The sequence below is a fragment of the Paenibacillus sp. FSL L8-0333 genome, assembly GCF_037965665.1.
Classification (GTDB): domain Bacteria; phylum Bacillota; class Bacilli; order Paenibacillales; family Paenibacillaceae; genus Paenibacillus_AQ; species Paenibacillus_AQ odorifer.
In genome coordinates this window covers 3,684,794-3,699,843 of sequence record NZ_CP150186.1, presented here as the reverse complement: position 1 = coordinate 3,699,843, position 15,050 = coordinate 3,684,794, and the positions used below count along the sequence as shown (strand labels likewise).

Below are 15,050 nucleotides of genomic sequence, written 5' to 3'. Positions count from 1 at the left end.
CATCCGGAGTGATATACAAAGCAAATGACGAGGGGGAAGATTCAAATGAAACTGCGTCGTAGAGGGTTTATCATGCTTGCCTGTCTGTTATTAGTTACTACATTGCTGAGTGCATGTAACAACAATGATAGTAACAAGAGTGCATCCGGTTCAGACAAACCATACATTCCAGTCATATCAAAAGGGTTCCAGCATCAATTCTGGCAAGCGGTAAAGCAAGGAGCGGAGAAAGCTGCTAAGGAGTTTGATGTTGAGATTACCTTCGAAGGTCCAGAAAATGAGAGTCAGGTGGATAAACAAATTGAGATGCTGCAAACAGCTCTCGACAAGAAGCCAGCAGCAATTGCGCTAGCCGCACTAGACAGCAAGTCTGCGATTCCTTATCTAGAAAAGGCAAAGGAAAATAAGATTCCGGTCATCGGCTTCGACTCTGGTGTAGACAGTGATATCCCTGTAGCAACAGCAGCGACTAACAATAAAGCAGCAGCTGCTTTGGCCGCAGATAAAATGGCTGAACTGATTGGCAAGAAAGGTAAAGTGGGCCTTGTCATACATGACCAAACGAGCAGCACAGGGCAACAGCGTCGCGATGGCTTCTTGGAACAAATGAAAGCAAAATATCCGGATATTCAAGTGTTAGAGCCGCAATATGGGGGTGGAGATCAGTTAAAGTCCACAGACCTTGCGAAAGCGATGATGCAGGCAAATCCGGATCTGAAAGGAATCTATGGCTCTAACGAAGGTTCTGCTGTAGGTGTGGCTAATGCAGTAAATGAATTGCAAATGAATGGTAAGATCGTAGTCGTCGGCTTTGACTCTGGCAAGCAGTTGATGGATGCTATCCGCAGTGGTGTTGTGGCTGGCGCTGTTACACAAGACCCCATTGGTATTGGCTATCAAGCTGTGAAGGCAGCTGTGCAAGCGATTAAAGGGGAAGCGGTTGAAAAGAACATCGACACGGGGTTCCACTGGTATGATAAAAACAATATGGATTCCGATGAGATCAAACCTCTACTATACGAATAGAGTTTAATAATAGAGGTTGCCTCACGCAGGCGGCCTCTATTATGCTTATGCTGATAAGTTTAAAGTTGTGGAGGTGTTGGATGTATAAGATAATTCTGGTTGATGATGAAGATGAGGTTCGCGAAGGGATCAAACAGAAGATCACATGGAGTAAATATGGGTTTGAGCTAGTTGGTGATTTCGATAATGGCCGAGATGCGCTGGAAGCGATCGAGCAGCATCGGCCTGACGTAATTATTACTGATATTTGTATGCCTTTTATGGATGGACTGGGATTGGCCAGAGCTGTGATGGATAGGTACCGGGATATGAAGGTCATTATCGTCACTGGATATGAAGACTTCGAATATGCGAAGCAGGCGATAACGCTAAAGGTGACTGAGTACTTATTAAAACCGATTAATGCACGTGAGTTTGCTGAATTTCTAAGTAAGATGAAGCAGGATTTAGATGAAGAGCATTTACAAAAAGCGAATTTAGTTAAGCTTCGTATGCAACTTAATCAGAGTCTTCCATTGCTGCGGGAACGATTCTTGGAGCAGCTGGTAACTACTCGAATGAAAAGCGAAGAAATCGAGAATAAATTGAGTTATTTTCATATTCAGTTGCAGGGTCAAGTGTACCTTGCGCTCGTTATAGATATAGAACTGGAGAAACGAAGCCAGAACATAACTTTCGATGCAGAGCTACTGCGTTTCGGCGCCTTTAACATTGTTCAAGAGCAGCTGGAGAAAGAGCAAGACGGAGTGGTATTCCAGACGAGAGATGGAAAAATCGCTGCGATATTATCCGGCAATTCAGAGGCGTTAGAAGTAGCAACGCAGCTTCTCGCAGAGCAAGTCCAGAGTAGCTTAAATAAATATTTGAAGCTGTCATCAACCATAGGCATCGGTAGAAAATATAATACTGTACAACAAATTCCACTATCCTTCCAAGAAGCGGTCTCCTCCATAGAATATCGTTACCTTTTAGGCATAAATAAAGTTATCTCCATACAGGATCTTGAGTTTGGCAAGGGATTGGATCAGGCGCATTTCACCTCATGGGAAAAGCAATTCATATCCGCTTTAAAGACAGGTAAAGCTTCAGCTGTATCGGAAATTCTGTTGAAGTGGTTTCAGGAGCTTAAAAGTAATACCTCCTCTATAGAAGGTTGCCGTAGCAGCATCTATCAGCTGCTGGTTTCTTTGATGAACTATGTAGTCGACATCGGCTTCCCAAATACAGTAGTTGTTTCGCATAATATGTTTGCAGAGGTTGCTGCGCTTAAGACTTTAGATGAAGCTAGAAATTATTTGGAGAGGACTTGCCATGAGCTGATACTTAAACTATCGGCACAGAGAACAACGGTTCGGACTTCTCAGATGCAAGCCGCAGAAGCTTATATTCGCGAGAATTATTGTAATGACAGCTTTTCACTCAATGAGCTGTGTAGCCATATTTTTATGAGCATCAGTTATTTCAGTGCAACTTTTAAACAGCATACTGGAGAAACATTTATAGAATATCTGACTCGACTCCGTTTGGAAAAAGCAAAAGAACTCCTTACGGTCACACAGTTGAAGACATATGATATCGCTGCCAGAGTTGGTTATGCTGATCCACAGTATTTTAGTGTTATTTTCAAACGTAATGTAGGAAGCACACCGAAGGAATATCGACACCGGCAGAAGGAGAATCTCTCTCTATGAGATCACAGCGCTTTTTCCGCAGCCGAAGTATTCATACTAATATTGCTGTCTCCTTTTCACTTCTTATCCTCTGCACAACTATTGTCCTGACTTATACTTCCTATCGCCTGTCCTCAGCTGCAGTCAAGGGCAATTCTGTAGCCTACACTTCACAATTAATAGAACAAGTAAAACTGAATATCGAGAATTACATTGGCAATATGGAGAGCATAGCTGCTCTGGTGTTAACTAGCAGTGATCTAGAGAAATATATAAAAGGCTCGAAATTAGATGAAGAAGAGGCGCTTAAGGATAAACTGCTTGCCAGTCATTATCTCCGGTCAGTCGTTCAGTCCCGCTCGGATATTTCCTCTATATTATATGCAGGCTCAGATGGCATGACCGTTTCGGATCGACAGCATGCTGTTTTGAAACCGCTTCCTGAACTAATAGCTCAAGATTGGTATCAAAAAGCTATGAATCAACTAGACGTTGCAGTTTCTTCCTCTCATGTGCAGCACATCTTTCAAGATGAATACCGGTGGGTAGTGTCGATAAGCCGAAAGCTCTCGAATGCGAATGCTGTGACGGAAGCGGATCAACAAGGTGTACTGCTCGTAGATCTCAATTACAGTGTAATTAATAATCTATGTAAACAAATCGAACTGGGAAAACGCGGTTATGTTTTTATCGTCGATCCCGCAGGTAGCCTTGTCTATCATCCACAACAGCAGTTGATCTACTCCCAGCTCAAGTTCGAACAATTGGAGACGGTCCTTGGGATCAAAAATGGATCTGTTACGGTTAACACGGGGAATGACCAGAAACTGTACACTGTGGACACTACCAGCTTTGGCTGGAAAATAGTTGGAGTCACTTATCCGGATGATTTGGTCGCGAACAAGCAACGTATGCAAGGAACCGCCGCCTTATGGGGAGCAATTAGTTTGATTTTTGCTATGGCTATATCGATATTTCTCTCGTACGCACTGACCAAACCGCTGAAGAATTTGGAGCTGAATATGAAAAAAGCGGAACGTGGAGAGTTCGACATACGCGTAGAGATTGAGAGCACGAATGAAATCGGCAAGCTTGCTCGTACGTTTAATCTTATGATCATGAAGATTAAAGAGTTAATGGGGCAGATCGTCTTGGAGCAAGAGATGAAGCGTGTCAGTGAACTGAAGGCGCTGCAAGCGCAGATTAAACCTCACTTTTTGTACAATACACTTGATTCGATTATTTGGATGGCAGAGACAGGAAAGATGGAGGAAGTGGTGGAGATGACTTCATCTCTATCCAAGCTGCTCCGTTCAACAATTGGTGAGGGTGAGGAATTGATTCCGCTGGCCAAAGAATTAGAGCATATTCGGCACTATTTAACGATTCAGAACATGCGTTATCGTAATAAATTCACTTATTCCATAGAGGTACAAGAAGATATCCTAACCTGCAGCATTTTAAAAATGGTACTTCAGCCTTTGGTTGAAAATGCGATCTATCACGGCATAAAACATAATCCTGAGCAAGGGCACATTCTGATCCGGGCAAGACAAGAACAGAACGATATTATCGTACAGATCATTGATGACGGTATTGGGATGGATGAAGAGCAGATGGGTAAGGTACTGCTGCAAAAATCAGATTTCAAGACTGGCAGCGGTGTAGGTGTCGCAAATGTGAACCATCGTGTCCAGCTGTATTTCGGTGTGAAATACGGTTTGTCTTTTACAAGCGAGATGGAGGAAGGAACGACGGCCACTTTACGAATACCTGTAATTTATGAGGAGGAGAGTCAATGAGCGCATTACGGTCAAAAATTGGCCTGTATACTCTGTTGCTGCTCTTCATTGTTACTTTGGGTTCATTAGCCTATCGTATGTTTGCAAATGAGCTTGACGCAAAGGTTAGGACCATTATTTATGTGCCCAAGACTATCGACAGCAGTATTGAATTCTGGGAAGTGATGAAACAAGGTGTGGCAACAGCGGCTAAGGAGTTCGGTGCAGAGGTTCGCACGGTTGGAACGGATACAGAGCTTGATGTAGATCAACAAATAGAACTGCTGGAGCAAGCAATTAAGGAGAAGCCTGACGCCATTATTTTATCTGCTACGGATTATTATCGCCTCATTCCAATCGCGGAAAAGATCAAATCAGCTGGCATTACGCTTATTACTGTAGATTCGGGCTTGAGCGGTGGTGTATCAGAGAGTTTTATTGCTACGGATAATTATGAAGCAGGACGTAAGGCAGGGCAGGAGTTAAGAAAATATATCGATCCAGAGGATAAAGTCGCCATCGTTAACTTTGTACAAGGCTCTGCGACAGCAATAGAGAGGGAAAGAGGAGCTCGTGACGCCCTTTTAGAAAATGGAGTTCATGATGTGCAGCCTACATTATACAGTGATGGTTCCGTGCGAAAAGCGTATCAGTTAACTATTGATTTGCTAAAGGACGAGCCAAATTTAAAGGGAATAATCGGTCTTAATGAACCTTCTACACTAGGTGCTGGGGAGGCGATTATGGATATGGGATTTCAGGACAAAGTGAAATTGTTTGGGTTCGACAATTCTAGCAATGAGGTGAAGCTCCTCGAAAAAGGGATTTTGCTTGGCACGGTCATGCAGAAGCCCTTTAATATGGGGTACTTAGCTGTGAAGACGGCGATTGAAGCTGTTGAGGGTGAGGAAGTGGAACAGATAATAGACACAGGCTCCGTGGTCATCACGAAGGAGAATATGTATTTAAGTGAAAATGAGAAATTAATGTTTCCTTTTATAGAATAAACAAAGGGTAGCTCCTTAAACCATTCGTGGATTTAGGAGCTACCCTTTGTTTAAGGGGTAAGAGACTCAACAAGGTCAACAAAGGATTGCTGCAACGGTGTTAAAATATGATCTTTACGCCAGCCGAGCACAAACCCGCCGCTTTCAGGCAAAATCCCTGGTAGGTTGGCATAGCTAAGCTTGCCTAGCTCAATCTCAGCTTTAACAGCCGCTTTAGAACATATGCCAACACAGTCACTCCCGCTAACTAGCTGCTTAATCACTTCTGGAGAATTCAACTCGGATCGGTTCCATAAACGGATTTGATTGAATTGTGCCCATTGATCGGCATACCCCCGTAAACAAGATCCTTGCTCATGCTGAATCCACGGCTCATTGGCAATTAGTTCAGGTGTTAATTTCTTTAGGTCTTCAAATGGATGACCAGGTGCAAAAATTAGGACAGGTTCATCACGGACAATAAGCTGAAAATCAAAAGATTCGTCCTGCCAATCCGAAGTATGTAAAATGGCCATCTGAATATCCCGACTACGGAGACGTTCACGTAACAAAGCATCGCTTTGAACAGTCAAGGAGTTGTTAATCCCCGGATAGAGTTTCATGAATTGGATTAACACATTAGGTAAAATATAAGTTGCAGGAATAAAACTGGCTTCCAGCTCTAATGTTCCTTTTGAGGGAGAAGAAAATTGTTTGACTGTACGCTCAGCTTCTGCTGTGAGGGAAACGATTTTGAGGGCGTATTGATAAAGGGCTCGCCCAGCATCCGTAAGCAGCACTCTTCCGCTGCGGTAAAGAAATAGAGGGGTTCCGAGCTCAGCCTCCAGATTCTTCATATGAAAAGAAACAGTAGGCTGTTTAAGGCCTAATTCTGCGGCTACATCGGTTACCTTTTTATATTTTTCAATTAGAACTACGATGTTCAATTTCATAATATTCATGACTTTCCTCCACATAATGCTAAGTTGGATTACAAATTATATCTCCATTATAGATTATATCTATACAGATATACACTTTATATTGGTATTTTTTTCGTTCACTTTACAAAGATAAGAAGTTTCTCTAACGAACGAGCTCTAGAATAAGAAGAGTCAGAGGGGCCAAGAAGTCCCGGACAACATATAACATATGCGTTTGATGAACTTTTACAGTAACCATGCATATGGGGGCCAAGCTCCACAACACCATGTTAAAGCTTTCGAAGCCAGTTTGGTATGAACTGATCAGGGAGCCATGCTAACAAACCATTTAGGAGGAGACAAAACAATGCAATTCAAAAAATCATGGATCATGACTTTGGCTTTAACAAGCGTACTGGCACTATCGGCTTGCGGTAACGGCGGGGCAAACAACACAGGAGGAAACGCTGCAGCAACTAACGAAGGAAGCGGCGGCGCTGAAATAAGTGGTTCGATTCTGGCTTCTGGTTCAACAGCATTACAACCCTTGGTTGAGCTGGTAGCAGAGAATTTCATGGATAAAAACACTGGCGTGGACATTCAAGTTCAAGGCGGTGGCAGTGGTACTGGTCTTACTCAAGTAGCTGAGAAACAAGTAGATATCGGAAACTCTGACGTATTCGCAGAAGAAAAATTAAAAGATGCAGATGCAGAAAAAGCAGCAGCACTCGTAGATCATCAAGTAGCAGTAGTAGCGATCGCAGCAGTAGCTCATCCTGATGCTGGTGTGGATAGCTTAACTAAACAACAACTGGTGGACATTTTCACTGGTAAAATCACTAACTGGTCTGAAGTAGGCGGAGCGGATCAAAAAATCCAAATCATCAACCGTCCAGGCAGCTCCGGTACTCGTGCAACCTTTGAAAGCTTTGCACTTGGAACCAAAACAGAAGATATCCCAGGTTCGATTCAAGAAGATTCCTCCGGTACGGTTAAGAAAATGATCGGTGAAACTCCAGGGGCAATCGGATACCTTGCTCTTTCTTACCTGGATGATTCCATTAAAACACTTAGTCTTGACGGTGTGGAAGCATCTGTTGATAATGTTGTTTCTGGTAAATACCCAGTGTGGGCTTACGAGCATATGTACACAAATGGTGAACCTAACGCGACAGTAAAAGCATTCCTCGACTTTTTCTTAACTGACGAAGTGCAAACTGGTGAAGTTGTTGAACTTGGATACATCCCAGCTGTTAAAATGCAAGTTGTTCGCGACGTTGCAGGAACTGTTACCGCTAAGTAATTAAATTCTAGGCAATGTTATTGATTAGAATCTCAAGTGATTAGAGGCGGATACATCTGCCTCTCTTTTCACTTTAGAAAGAGGGAGCAATTGAGGGTGAAACTAAAGAACTCACGATTCGAAAAACATCATATTGAAGATTTTGTTGGACGTACTTATATGTCCTTCTGTGTATTACTGTTGATAACAATCATTGTATCGATGGTATATTTTGTAGCGTCTAAAGGAATTTCAACCTTCACAAGTGGTAATGCTACAGTTTCTGAATTTCTATTCGGTACAAAGTGGTCGCCAGAAGCGGATACGCCTTCCTTCGGAGCTTTTCCATTTATCTCGGGGTCCTTTCTGGTTACTTTGCTTGCCGCATTGATTGCTAGTCCACTTAGCTTATGCGCTGCGTTATTTATGACTGAGATTGTTCCAGGGTGGGGCAAAAAATTACTTCAACCTGTTATTGAGCTTTTGGCAGGGATTCCTTCGGTAGTATATGGTTTCATCGGATTAAGTGTAATTGTACCGTTTCTACGCAACAACCTGCCGGGCCAAGGCATCGGGGTAGCTGCAGGCGCGCTTGTGCTCTCGGTAATGATTCTTCCGACGATTACAAGCGTGGCTGCAGACGCGCTGGCTTCATTGCCGCAAAACTTAAAAGAATCTTCCTATGCGCTTGGTGCCACCCGGTGGCAGACGATTTCGCGGGTGATTATTCCAACAACCTTTCCTGCCATAATGACAGGGATTGTATTGGGAATGGCTCGTGCTTTCGGTGAAGCACTCGCTGTACAAATGGTTATCGGGAACGCGCCATTCGTACCAAAATCACTCTTTGAGTCAGCTTCTACCTTGACCAGTGTGATCACACTCGGTATGGGGAACACGACCATGGGCTCACCTCACAATAATGCACTGTGGAGTATGGCACTGGTTCTCATGCTGATGACTTTCGTATTTGTCTTCTTTGTGAGAATGCTTGAAAGGAGAAATAAAATTTGAAGCCGAGAACCGTAAATAAAATTGCCACCAGTCTTATTGTATTTTTCGCGATGCTCATCGTTGCCATTCTACTTGGACTTTTGGGATATATCCTCTTTAGAGGCTTAAGCCATATCAGTTGGGATTTTCTTTTCTCCGCACCGCAAAAGATTCGTGCAGGTGGAGGGATCGGACCACAGCTATTTAACTCCTTATTCCTGTTAGTACTGACACTTATTATTACAGTTCCGCTTGGACTGGGTGCCGGTATTTATATGGCGGAATATGCTCGTCCCGGTAAGATTACCGGCTTTATTCGCTTGATTGTTGAAGTATTGTCATCTTTCCCTTCCATCGTAGTCGGCTTGTTTGGTCTATTGCTGATTGTTAACTATTTCAATCTAGGCTTCTCCTTAATCTCCGGTGCATTGGCATTGACGGTCTTTAATCTACCACTGATGGTGCGGATTACGGAGCAAGCTTTTCGTAGTGTTCCAAAACAACAAAAAGAGGCCGGTTTTGCACTAGGATTATCCAAGTGGAAAATTGTTACCTCGGTGTTGTTTCCGGTAGCATTACCTACAATTATTACAGGTACTATCTTGTCCGCTGGCCGTGTCTTTGGGGAAGCAGCTGCGTTGATGTTCACAGCAGGAATGAGTAGCCCTAGATTGGATTTCACCAACTGGAATCCACTTAGTGCGAATTCGCCACTGAATCCCTTCCGTCCAGCGGAAACGCTGGCTGTCCACATTTGGAAGGTCAACAGTGAAGGTCTAGCTCCAGATGCTGCACAGATTGCTGCGGGAGCTTCGGCGGTGCTTGTAATTATGGTGTTAATCTTCAATCTGGCAGCACGTTATTTCGGAAGATTTATTTATCGTAAGCTTACAGCTTCAAAAAGAATGAACTAATCATACAAATTAAAGTAGAGATGTAGGAGGAGTAATCGATGGGAACGTCGGCAACAGCAGTGCGTGAATCTTTTCAAACCGAAGACCTGAGTATTTTTTACGGAACATATGAGGCAGTAAAGGGGATAAGCCTTCCATTTGCTGAAAATACGGTTACTGCACTGATCGGCCCATCCGGCTGCGGTAAATCAACCTTTCTTCGTTCTTTGAACCGGATGAATGACGAAATTTCTGGCTCAAAAACAAAAGGAAGCATCTGGATTGATGGAGTGGATATTAATGCTCCGGGTACGGATGTGATTAAGCTGCGTCAGAAGATCGGGATGGTATGGCAAAAGCCAAATCCGTTCTATAAATCGATTTACGATAACATCGCTTTTGGACCTAAGTATCACGGCATTAAAGGCAAAAAGGCTCTTGATGAGATTGTTGAGAGCAGTCTTCGCAAAGCAGCATTGTGGGATGAGGTAAAGGATCGTTTAAAAGATTCAGCACTTGCACTTTCCGGTGGACAACAGCAGCGCCTTTGTATTGCTAGAGCGTTGTCGGTTAACCCGCAAATTCTGCTCTTGGACGAACCAGCATCAGCTCTAGACCCGGTCTCCACAGGTAAAGTAGAGGAGCTAATCAAGGAGTTGAAAGAAGAGCTTCGCATCGTTATTGTGACACATAATATGCAGCAGGCAGCTCGGATCTCTGATTATACCGCATACTTTTATCTAGGCTCCCTTGTCGAATATGATAAGACGGATAAAGTCTTTACCAATCCAGAGAATCAAATGACGCAAGAATATATCATGGGCCGATTCGGCTGAAGCTGTGAACATCGTTCTTTCGGGAACGGTGTTTTTTTGTGAATTCAAGAGTTGTGATTTGAATGGTTGCCTATTATTTGCAAAAGGCAGAAAGATGCTGTATCATTTGTGATAATGATTATCATTATTACTATATTAGGGAGTGGATCTTATGACGCAATCTCAACAGACTCAACAGAATAGTGTGGCCGAAATTATAAAAGAACGACGCTCGATTAAGCTTTTTAAAAAAGATCCACTTCCACAAGGCCTTTTAGAGGAATTATTAAATGTAGCGGTATGGGCACCGAATCATGGTGTGCGTGAGCCGTGGAGATTTATTGCTTTTCAAGGGGAAGGTTCGAAATTCCTAGCTGAATCTGCATTTGCTTTTGTAAAACGTGCTATAGCTGATCCAGAAGTGGCTGCTAAACGTAAAGAATATATCTCGAATATTCCATTAACAGTAATCGTAGTGATGCCTGAAGATCCTCGGCAAAGAGAGTGGGACGAGGATTTTGCAGCAGCGTCCGCACTAGTACAGAACTTCCAGCTCGCAGCTTGGGAACAAGGTGTAGGAACGATTTGGAAGACTGATCCATACATCAACAACCCTGAATTCCGCACTAAAATTGGTGTGAAGCCCGGCGAAAAAATTGTAGCCATGATCCATGCCGGATATCCGGAGACTGTACCTGACAGCCGTCCACGCACAGACGCTTCGGAGCTGCTGAAGATCGTAGACTTCTATCCAGAGAATGGTGTAGTGGAATAAGGAAAGTCGAAGGCATCCGTATATTAAAAGCGGCGAAAGATCATAAACATCGAAAAAGCGTCGAAATATCAAAAAGATCGAAAGATTATAAGCATCGAAATATCAAAAGTATCCTTAGGGATGCTTTTTTTTGTTACTTTGACTAGCGATAGTAAGGGGAGGGCTACTGGGTGCTAGGTGCTGATCACGTTTCGCTGCCGGTTCCTCTGCTGATGTGGCTCAACCTTCTACTTACTTCTTAGTGACCTCCTGCGGGCTTTCTAGTGACCTCCTGCGGGCTTCATACAGACCTCCTACGGGCTCCTAGTGATATCCTACTGACCTCCTACTAACCTCCTGCGGGTTTCCTACTGACCTCCGCATCGGACCGTATTGCAACTATTTGAGCTTTTGGAGTCATTTTGCAAAAGTATCGGACCACATAGCTCTTATAACCATGTAACTGTGCAGAACTGGTATGGTTATGAGTAAATAGCTGCAACTGGGTCCGATAGCACGTCAATTAGCTGCAAATATACGAAATAAGGACTCCTCAGTCCGATGCAACGGCGAATAAGCGAACTAACCCCAAACTAACCTAAACTAACTAAAGAACCTCATGTTGCGGACTGTATTGCAGCTATTTGAGCTTTTTGAGTCATTTTGTAGAAGTATCGGACCCCATAGCTCTTATTACCTTGTAAAGGCGCAGAATTGGTGTGGTTTTGAGTAAATAGCTGCAATTGAGTCCGATAACCCGCAGAAAACACTCGAATTTGCATAATAAGGTCATCTGAGTCCGAACTATTGGCAAAAGTGTACTTACATACTAGCAAAGGCGGCGAGTTAGGCATCGCAGCTGACTGGCTATGGACTCAGTTACAATCACTCTTCACCATTTGATCCAACGGTGGGGAGAAAGTATTTCCTGACGGAGAGGGAATGGAAAATGAAGTCTGGATCCTAAAATGACACGTCGATCCTAAAGTGAAATGTTGATCCCAATAAACAAATGTAATATATAATGTACATAATGACCGATATAGATTACAATGGTGGAAAATGGAATGCATCACAAACATTAAAGGGAGGTTATGGAGTGGGAGAGAACAAAAACATCAAGTTAAAGCTGGCAAGGATCCAAAAGAATCTTTCCCAAGAACAGTTAGCGGAAGTTGTAGGGGTTACACGGCAGACGATCGGCCTGATTGAAGCTGGTAACTATAACCCGACGATTAAGCTGTGCATAGCCATCTGCAAGGCGTTAGATACGTCATTAAACGATATTTTTTGGGAGGATTAGTTGTGAAAGGGCCAAAGATTAAAGACGAACGAATTATCACAGAAATTCAGAAGTTTAGTACGCACGGATTATTGATTGTGTTAGTGGGATTTATGATCAGCCTTTTGGTAAAAGTATTTATCCTGGAATGGGACATCAAATATTGGGTAGATACTTTTGGGATTATGCTGTTAGGTTGCTTGTATGTTACCGTTCGTTGTGTCAAAGATGGGATATACCTGCTGCCGAGTAAGGAAGGAGAACTCAGACGGTTTAAGAAGATTCATTTAATATCGGGTGTTATCAGCACGATTATTTGGGCCACGCTAACATTTTTGCTTGATTTTAGAGAAGCGGGAGAAGTGGATATTAGAAAAAATATATCGAGTACTCTCGTGGGGGCGGTTGTTTTTTTCATAGGGATCACTTGGGCGATGTGGTACATAATTAATAAATCCAACAAAAATGCTGACAAGAACATTGAGAGTTAAATATTAAATATTAAATATTAAAGATAACAATCTCTTGCAAAACTAATATCATTAGTTTATATTTAAGCTAATATCATTAGTTTATCGGAGGGGTAAGGATGAGAGTAACACGTGAAGGTCATTTATTGCAGTTGACTTGGATGCCAAATTTTTTTCCAGTGAATTGTTACATTATTGAGGAAAAGGATGGATTAACTTTAATAGATGCCGCTATGCCATTTAGTCTAAAAGGAATTATGAAGACTGAAGCGAAGCTAAATAAGAAGCTTACACGTATAATCTTAACGCATGCGCATGATGATCATATTGGGGCACTGGATGGACTAAAAAAGCAACGTCCAGAGGCTCAGGTGTACATCTCTGAGCGAGATTCGGCATTACTTCGTGGAGATCGTTCACTTCGGGAAGGAGAACCTCAGACCCCTATTAAGGGAGGCGTTCCGAAGAAGATAGCTACAAAACCAGATGTCCTTCTCCACGAAGGGGATACCATTGGATCATTAACAGCGATTCACACTCCAGGACATACCCCCGGCTCTATGTCTTTCCTTGATTCACGCAGCGGTGCTGTAATCGTTGGGGATGCTCTTCAGACCTTCCGGGGAACTGCGGTGGCTGGAACCATCATCCCCCTGTTTCCTTTTCCAGCAATGGCTACATGGAATAAAGCTCAAGCTCTGAATAGTGCGATTAAGCTTCTAGAGTTATCTCCAGCTTTACTTGCTGTTGGTCACGGCAACTTACTGAAAGCGCCAAAGCAGGAGATGGAGAAAGCCATACGTAAGGCACAAATGATTCAGGATAGGAGTAATTAAATGTCACCTAGAGCAGGATTAGATCGTCACACACTAGTGATTAGAGCAGCAGATATTGCCGATGATGAAGGTATAGAGGCGGTTACCTTGGCTGCATTAGCAGGTAAACTAGGTGTTCGTTCCCCGTCATTATACAACCATATAAATGGACTGCAGGATTTGCGGACTGGGCTCGCCATTTACGGATTAGAGTTATTATTTACAAGCATGTCGAACGCAGCTGAAGGATTAAATGGAGATGCTGCTGTACACGCGATGGGCCGGGCATATGTGGATTTTGCTAGGAGTAGACCAGGTCTGTATGAGACTACACTACGAGCGCCTGAGCAGGAGAACACGGAGCTTGAAGCGGCTGGTGAGCATATTTTGCAGTTTATAATTCAGGTGATGAAGAGTTATCAATTAGGCGAAGAAGGAGAACTTCATGCCGTAAGGGGATTACGGAGTATCCTGCATGGATTCGCCTCATTGGAGCAAAAGGGTGGATTCGGTATGGCGCTCGATACTAACGAGAGTCTAACCCGCTTGATTAGCACTTTTATAACCGGAATTGGAAATATGAAATCTGATTAAATTAGATCTAGGAGATGATGAACAAATGGGTCAGGAATATGAACAAGGTAGTGTCACCACTTATGGTGAAACAGCAGAGGTTATTGCGAAATTGGGGATTTTACCGCTTGCTGCGCTCATCCCCGGGCACCCGTCTTTAAACGGCTTAACTAAGCCCGAGAATTGGCATACTGGAACAGATTTAGATCCGTGGTCATGGCGTGCGCAGTTTCCAGGTGAGGGCCTTGCAGGATACGGAAAGTTTATTAAGAAAAAGGCTATTTTGGTCTCAAGGGAGTGGTTCCCGGCATTTGTAGCAGCAGCAGGCAGTACCAAATCTATTGAAGAGCGGTATAAGGATGGGTTGGCTAGTAAAGAAGCTGTGACCTTGCTGCAGATTGTTCGTGAACATGAAGGTATTGATACACGTAAACTTCGGGCAGAGGCTGATATGAAGGCAAAAGAAAAGAAAACAGCCTTCGATAACGCGGTTACTGAGCTGCAAGGATCTTTAGATATGGTGATCTCAGGCATCAAGCAACGCCTGAATGATGAAGGTGAAGTAAATGGTTGGAGTAGTACCTCGTTCGAGACGGTCAGTCACTGGATGTCAGATAACGGTTTATCCGCTTTTGAAGGGGATAGAGAAGAGGCCATAGCTTGGATACAATCGAAGATGAACGGGGTATGGTCGCCTACAGCAATAGCTTGGACAAACAAAGCATTCTCATGGAATTAATAAAAACGGTTAATCACTACTCCATAGAGAGTGATTAACCGTAAGCGT

General features: G+C 43.3%; 15 protein-coding genes. 14 read left to right on the top strand and 1 reads right to left on the bottom strand.

All coding sequences use genetic code 11. The annotated features are described in order from the left end of the window. Positions 1 to 45 precede the first annotated feature (45 nt). The 4 genes from NYE72_RS16460 to NYE72_RS16445 all read left to right on the top strand — a co-directional run bounded on the left by NYE72_RS16460 (position 46) and on the right by NYE72_RS16445 (position 5,484). Complete coding sequence (locus tag NYE72_RS16460; protein WP_076106765.1) at positions 46 to 1,026, top strand: ABC transporter substrate-binding protein; 981 nt, start codon at positions 46 to 48, stop codon at positions 1,024 to 1,026. 80 nt (positions 1,027 to 1,106) lie between these two features. After that, on the top strand, positions 1,107 to 2,717 hold the full coding sequence (locus tag NYE72_RS16455; protein WP_076106763.1) for a response regulator: 1,611 nt from the start codon (positions 1,107 to 1,109) through the stop codon (positions 2,715 to 2,717). Further along, positions 2,714 to 4,498: a sensor histidine kinase gene (locus tag NYE72_RS16450; RefSeq protein ID WP_038571423.1), complete on the top strand. Its 1,785-nt coding sequence runs from the start codon at positions 2,714 to 2,716 to the stop codon at positions 4,496 to 4,498. Before NYE72_RS16455 ends, NYE72_RS16450 begins: the two co-directional genes overlap by 4 nt. Further along, positions 4,495 to 5,484, top strand: a complete 990-nt coding sequence (locus NYE72_RS16445) for a substrate-binding domain-containing protein (protein ID WP_036687526.1) — start codon at positions 4,495 to 4,497, stop codon at positions 5,482 to 5,484. Before NYE72_RS16450 ends, NYE72_RS16445 begins: the two co-directional genes overlap by 4 nt. Before the next feature lie 50 nt (positions 5,485 to 5,534). Here NYE72_RS16445 and NYE72_RS16440 read toward each other — a convergent pair whose 3' ends face one another. Then, positions 5,535 to 6,425: a LysR family transcriptional regulator gene (locus NYE72_RS16440; RefSeq protein ID WP_076223783.1), complete on the bottom strand. Its 891-nt coding sequence runs from the start codon at positions 6,423 to 6,425 to the stop codon at positions 5,535 to 5,537. 328 nt (positions 6,426 to 6,753) lie between these two features. On the opposite strand from NYE72_RS16440, the gene NYE72_RS16435 reads away from it, so the two are divergent. The 10 genes from NYE72_RS16435 to NYE72_RS16390 all read left to right on the top strand — a co-directional run bounded on the left by NYE72_RS16435 (position 6,754) and on the right by NYE72_RS16390 (position 15,002). Then, entirely contained in the window at positions 6,754 to 7,689 is a 936-nt protein-coding gene (locus tag NYE72_RS16435) for a phosphate ABC transporter substrate-binding protein PstS family protein (RefSeq protein ID WP_036687522.1), read from the top strand. 90 nt (positions 7,690 to 7,779) lie between these two features. Next, entirely contained in the window at positions 7,780 to 8,682 is a 903-nt protein-coding gene (gene pstC / locus NYE72_RS16430; RefSeq protein WP_036687519.1) for a phosphate ABC transporter permease subunit PstC, read from the top strand. Further along, positions 8,679 to 9,575, top strand: coding sequence for a phosphate ABC transporter permease PstA (gene pstA, locus NYE72_RS16425; protein WP_036687518.1), 897 nt, complete (start codon positions 8,679 to 8,681; stop codon positions 9,573 to 9,575). Before pstC ends, pstA begins: the two co-directional genes overlap by 4 nt. 38 nt (positions 9,576 to 9,613) lie before the next feature. Continuing rightward, a complete protein-coding gene (gene pstB, locus NYE72_RS16420) occupies positions 9,614 to 10,390 on the top strand; it encodes a phosphate ABC transporter ATP-binding protein PstB (RefSeq protein WP_036687516.1) in 777 nt (258 codons plus the stop codon). 151 nt (positions 10,391 to 10,541) lie between these two features. Beyond that, complete coding sequence (locus NYE72_RS16415; RefSeq protein WP_076099095.1) at positions 10,542 to 11,144, top strand: nitroreductase; 603 nt, start codon at positions 10,542 to 10,544, stop codon at positions 11,142 to 11,144. Between the two features lie 1,078 nt (positions 11,145 to 12,222). Further along, positions 12,223 to 12,426, top strand: coding sequence for a helix-turn-helix transcriptional regulator (locus tag NYE72_RS16410; RefSeq protein WP_036676881.1), 204 nt, complete (start codon positions 12,223 to 12,225; stop codon positions 12,424 to 12,426). A 2-nt stretch (positions 12,427 to 12,428) separates the two neighbouring features. Next, positions 12,429 to 12,896: a DUF6773 family protein gene (locus NYE72_RS16405; RefSeq protein ID WP_038571413.1), complete on the top strand. Its 468-nt coding sequence runs from the start codon at positions 12,429 to 12,431 to the stop codon at positions 12,894 to 12,896. Positions 12,897 to 12,994: 98 nt separating this feature from the next. Then, positions 12,995 to 13,711: an MBL fold metallo-hydrolase gene (locus tag NYE72_RS16400; RefSeq protein WP_339210025.1), complete on the top strand. Its 717-nt coding sequence runs from the start codon at positions 12,995 to 12,997 to the stop codon at positions 13,709 to 13,711. Beyond that, entirely contained in the window at positions 13,712 to 14,284 is a 573-nt protein-coding gene (locus tag NYE72_RS16395; RefSeq protein ID WP_076106759.1) for a TetR/AcrR family transcriptional regulator, read from the top strand. Positions 14,285 to 14,309: 25 nt separating this feature from the next. Continuing rightward, positions 14,310 to 15,002 (top strand): hypothetical protein, encoded by a 693-nt coding sequence (locus NYE72_RS16390; protein ID WP_036676892.1) that lies wholly within the window; start codon positions 14,310 to 14,312, stop codon positions 15,000 to 15,002. Positions 15,003 to 15,050: the final 48 nt, after the last annotated feature.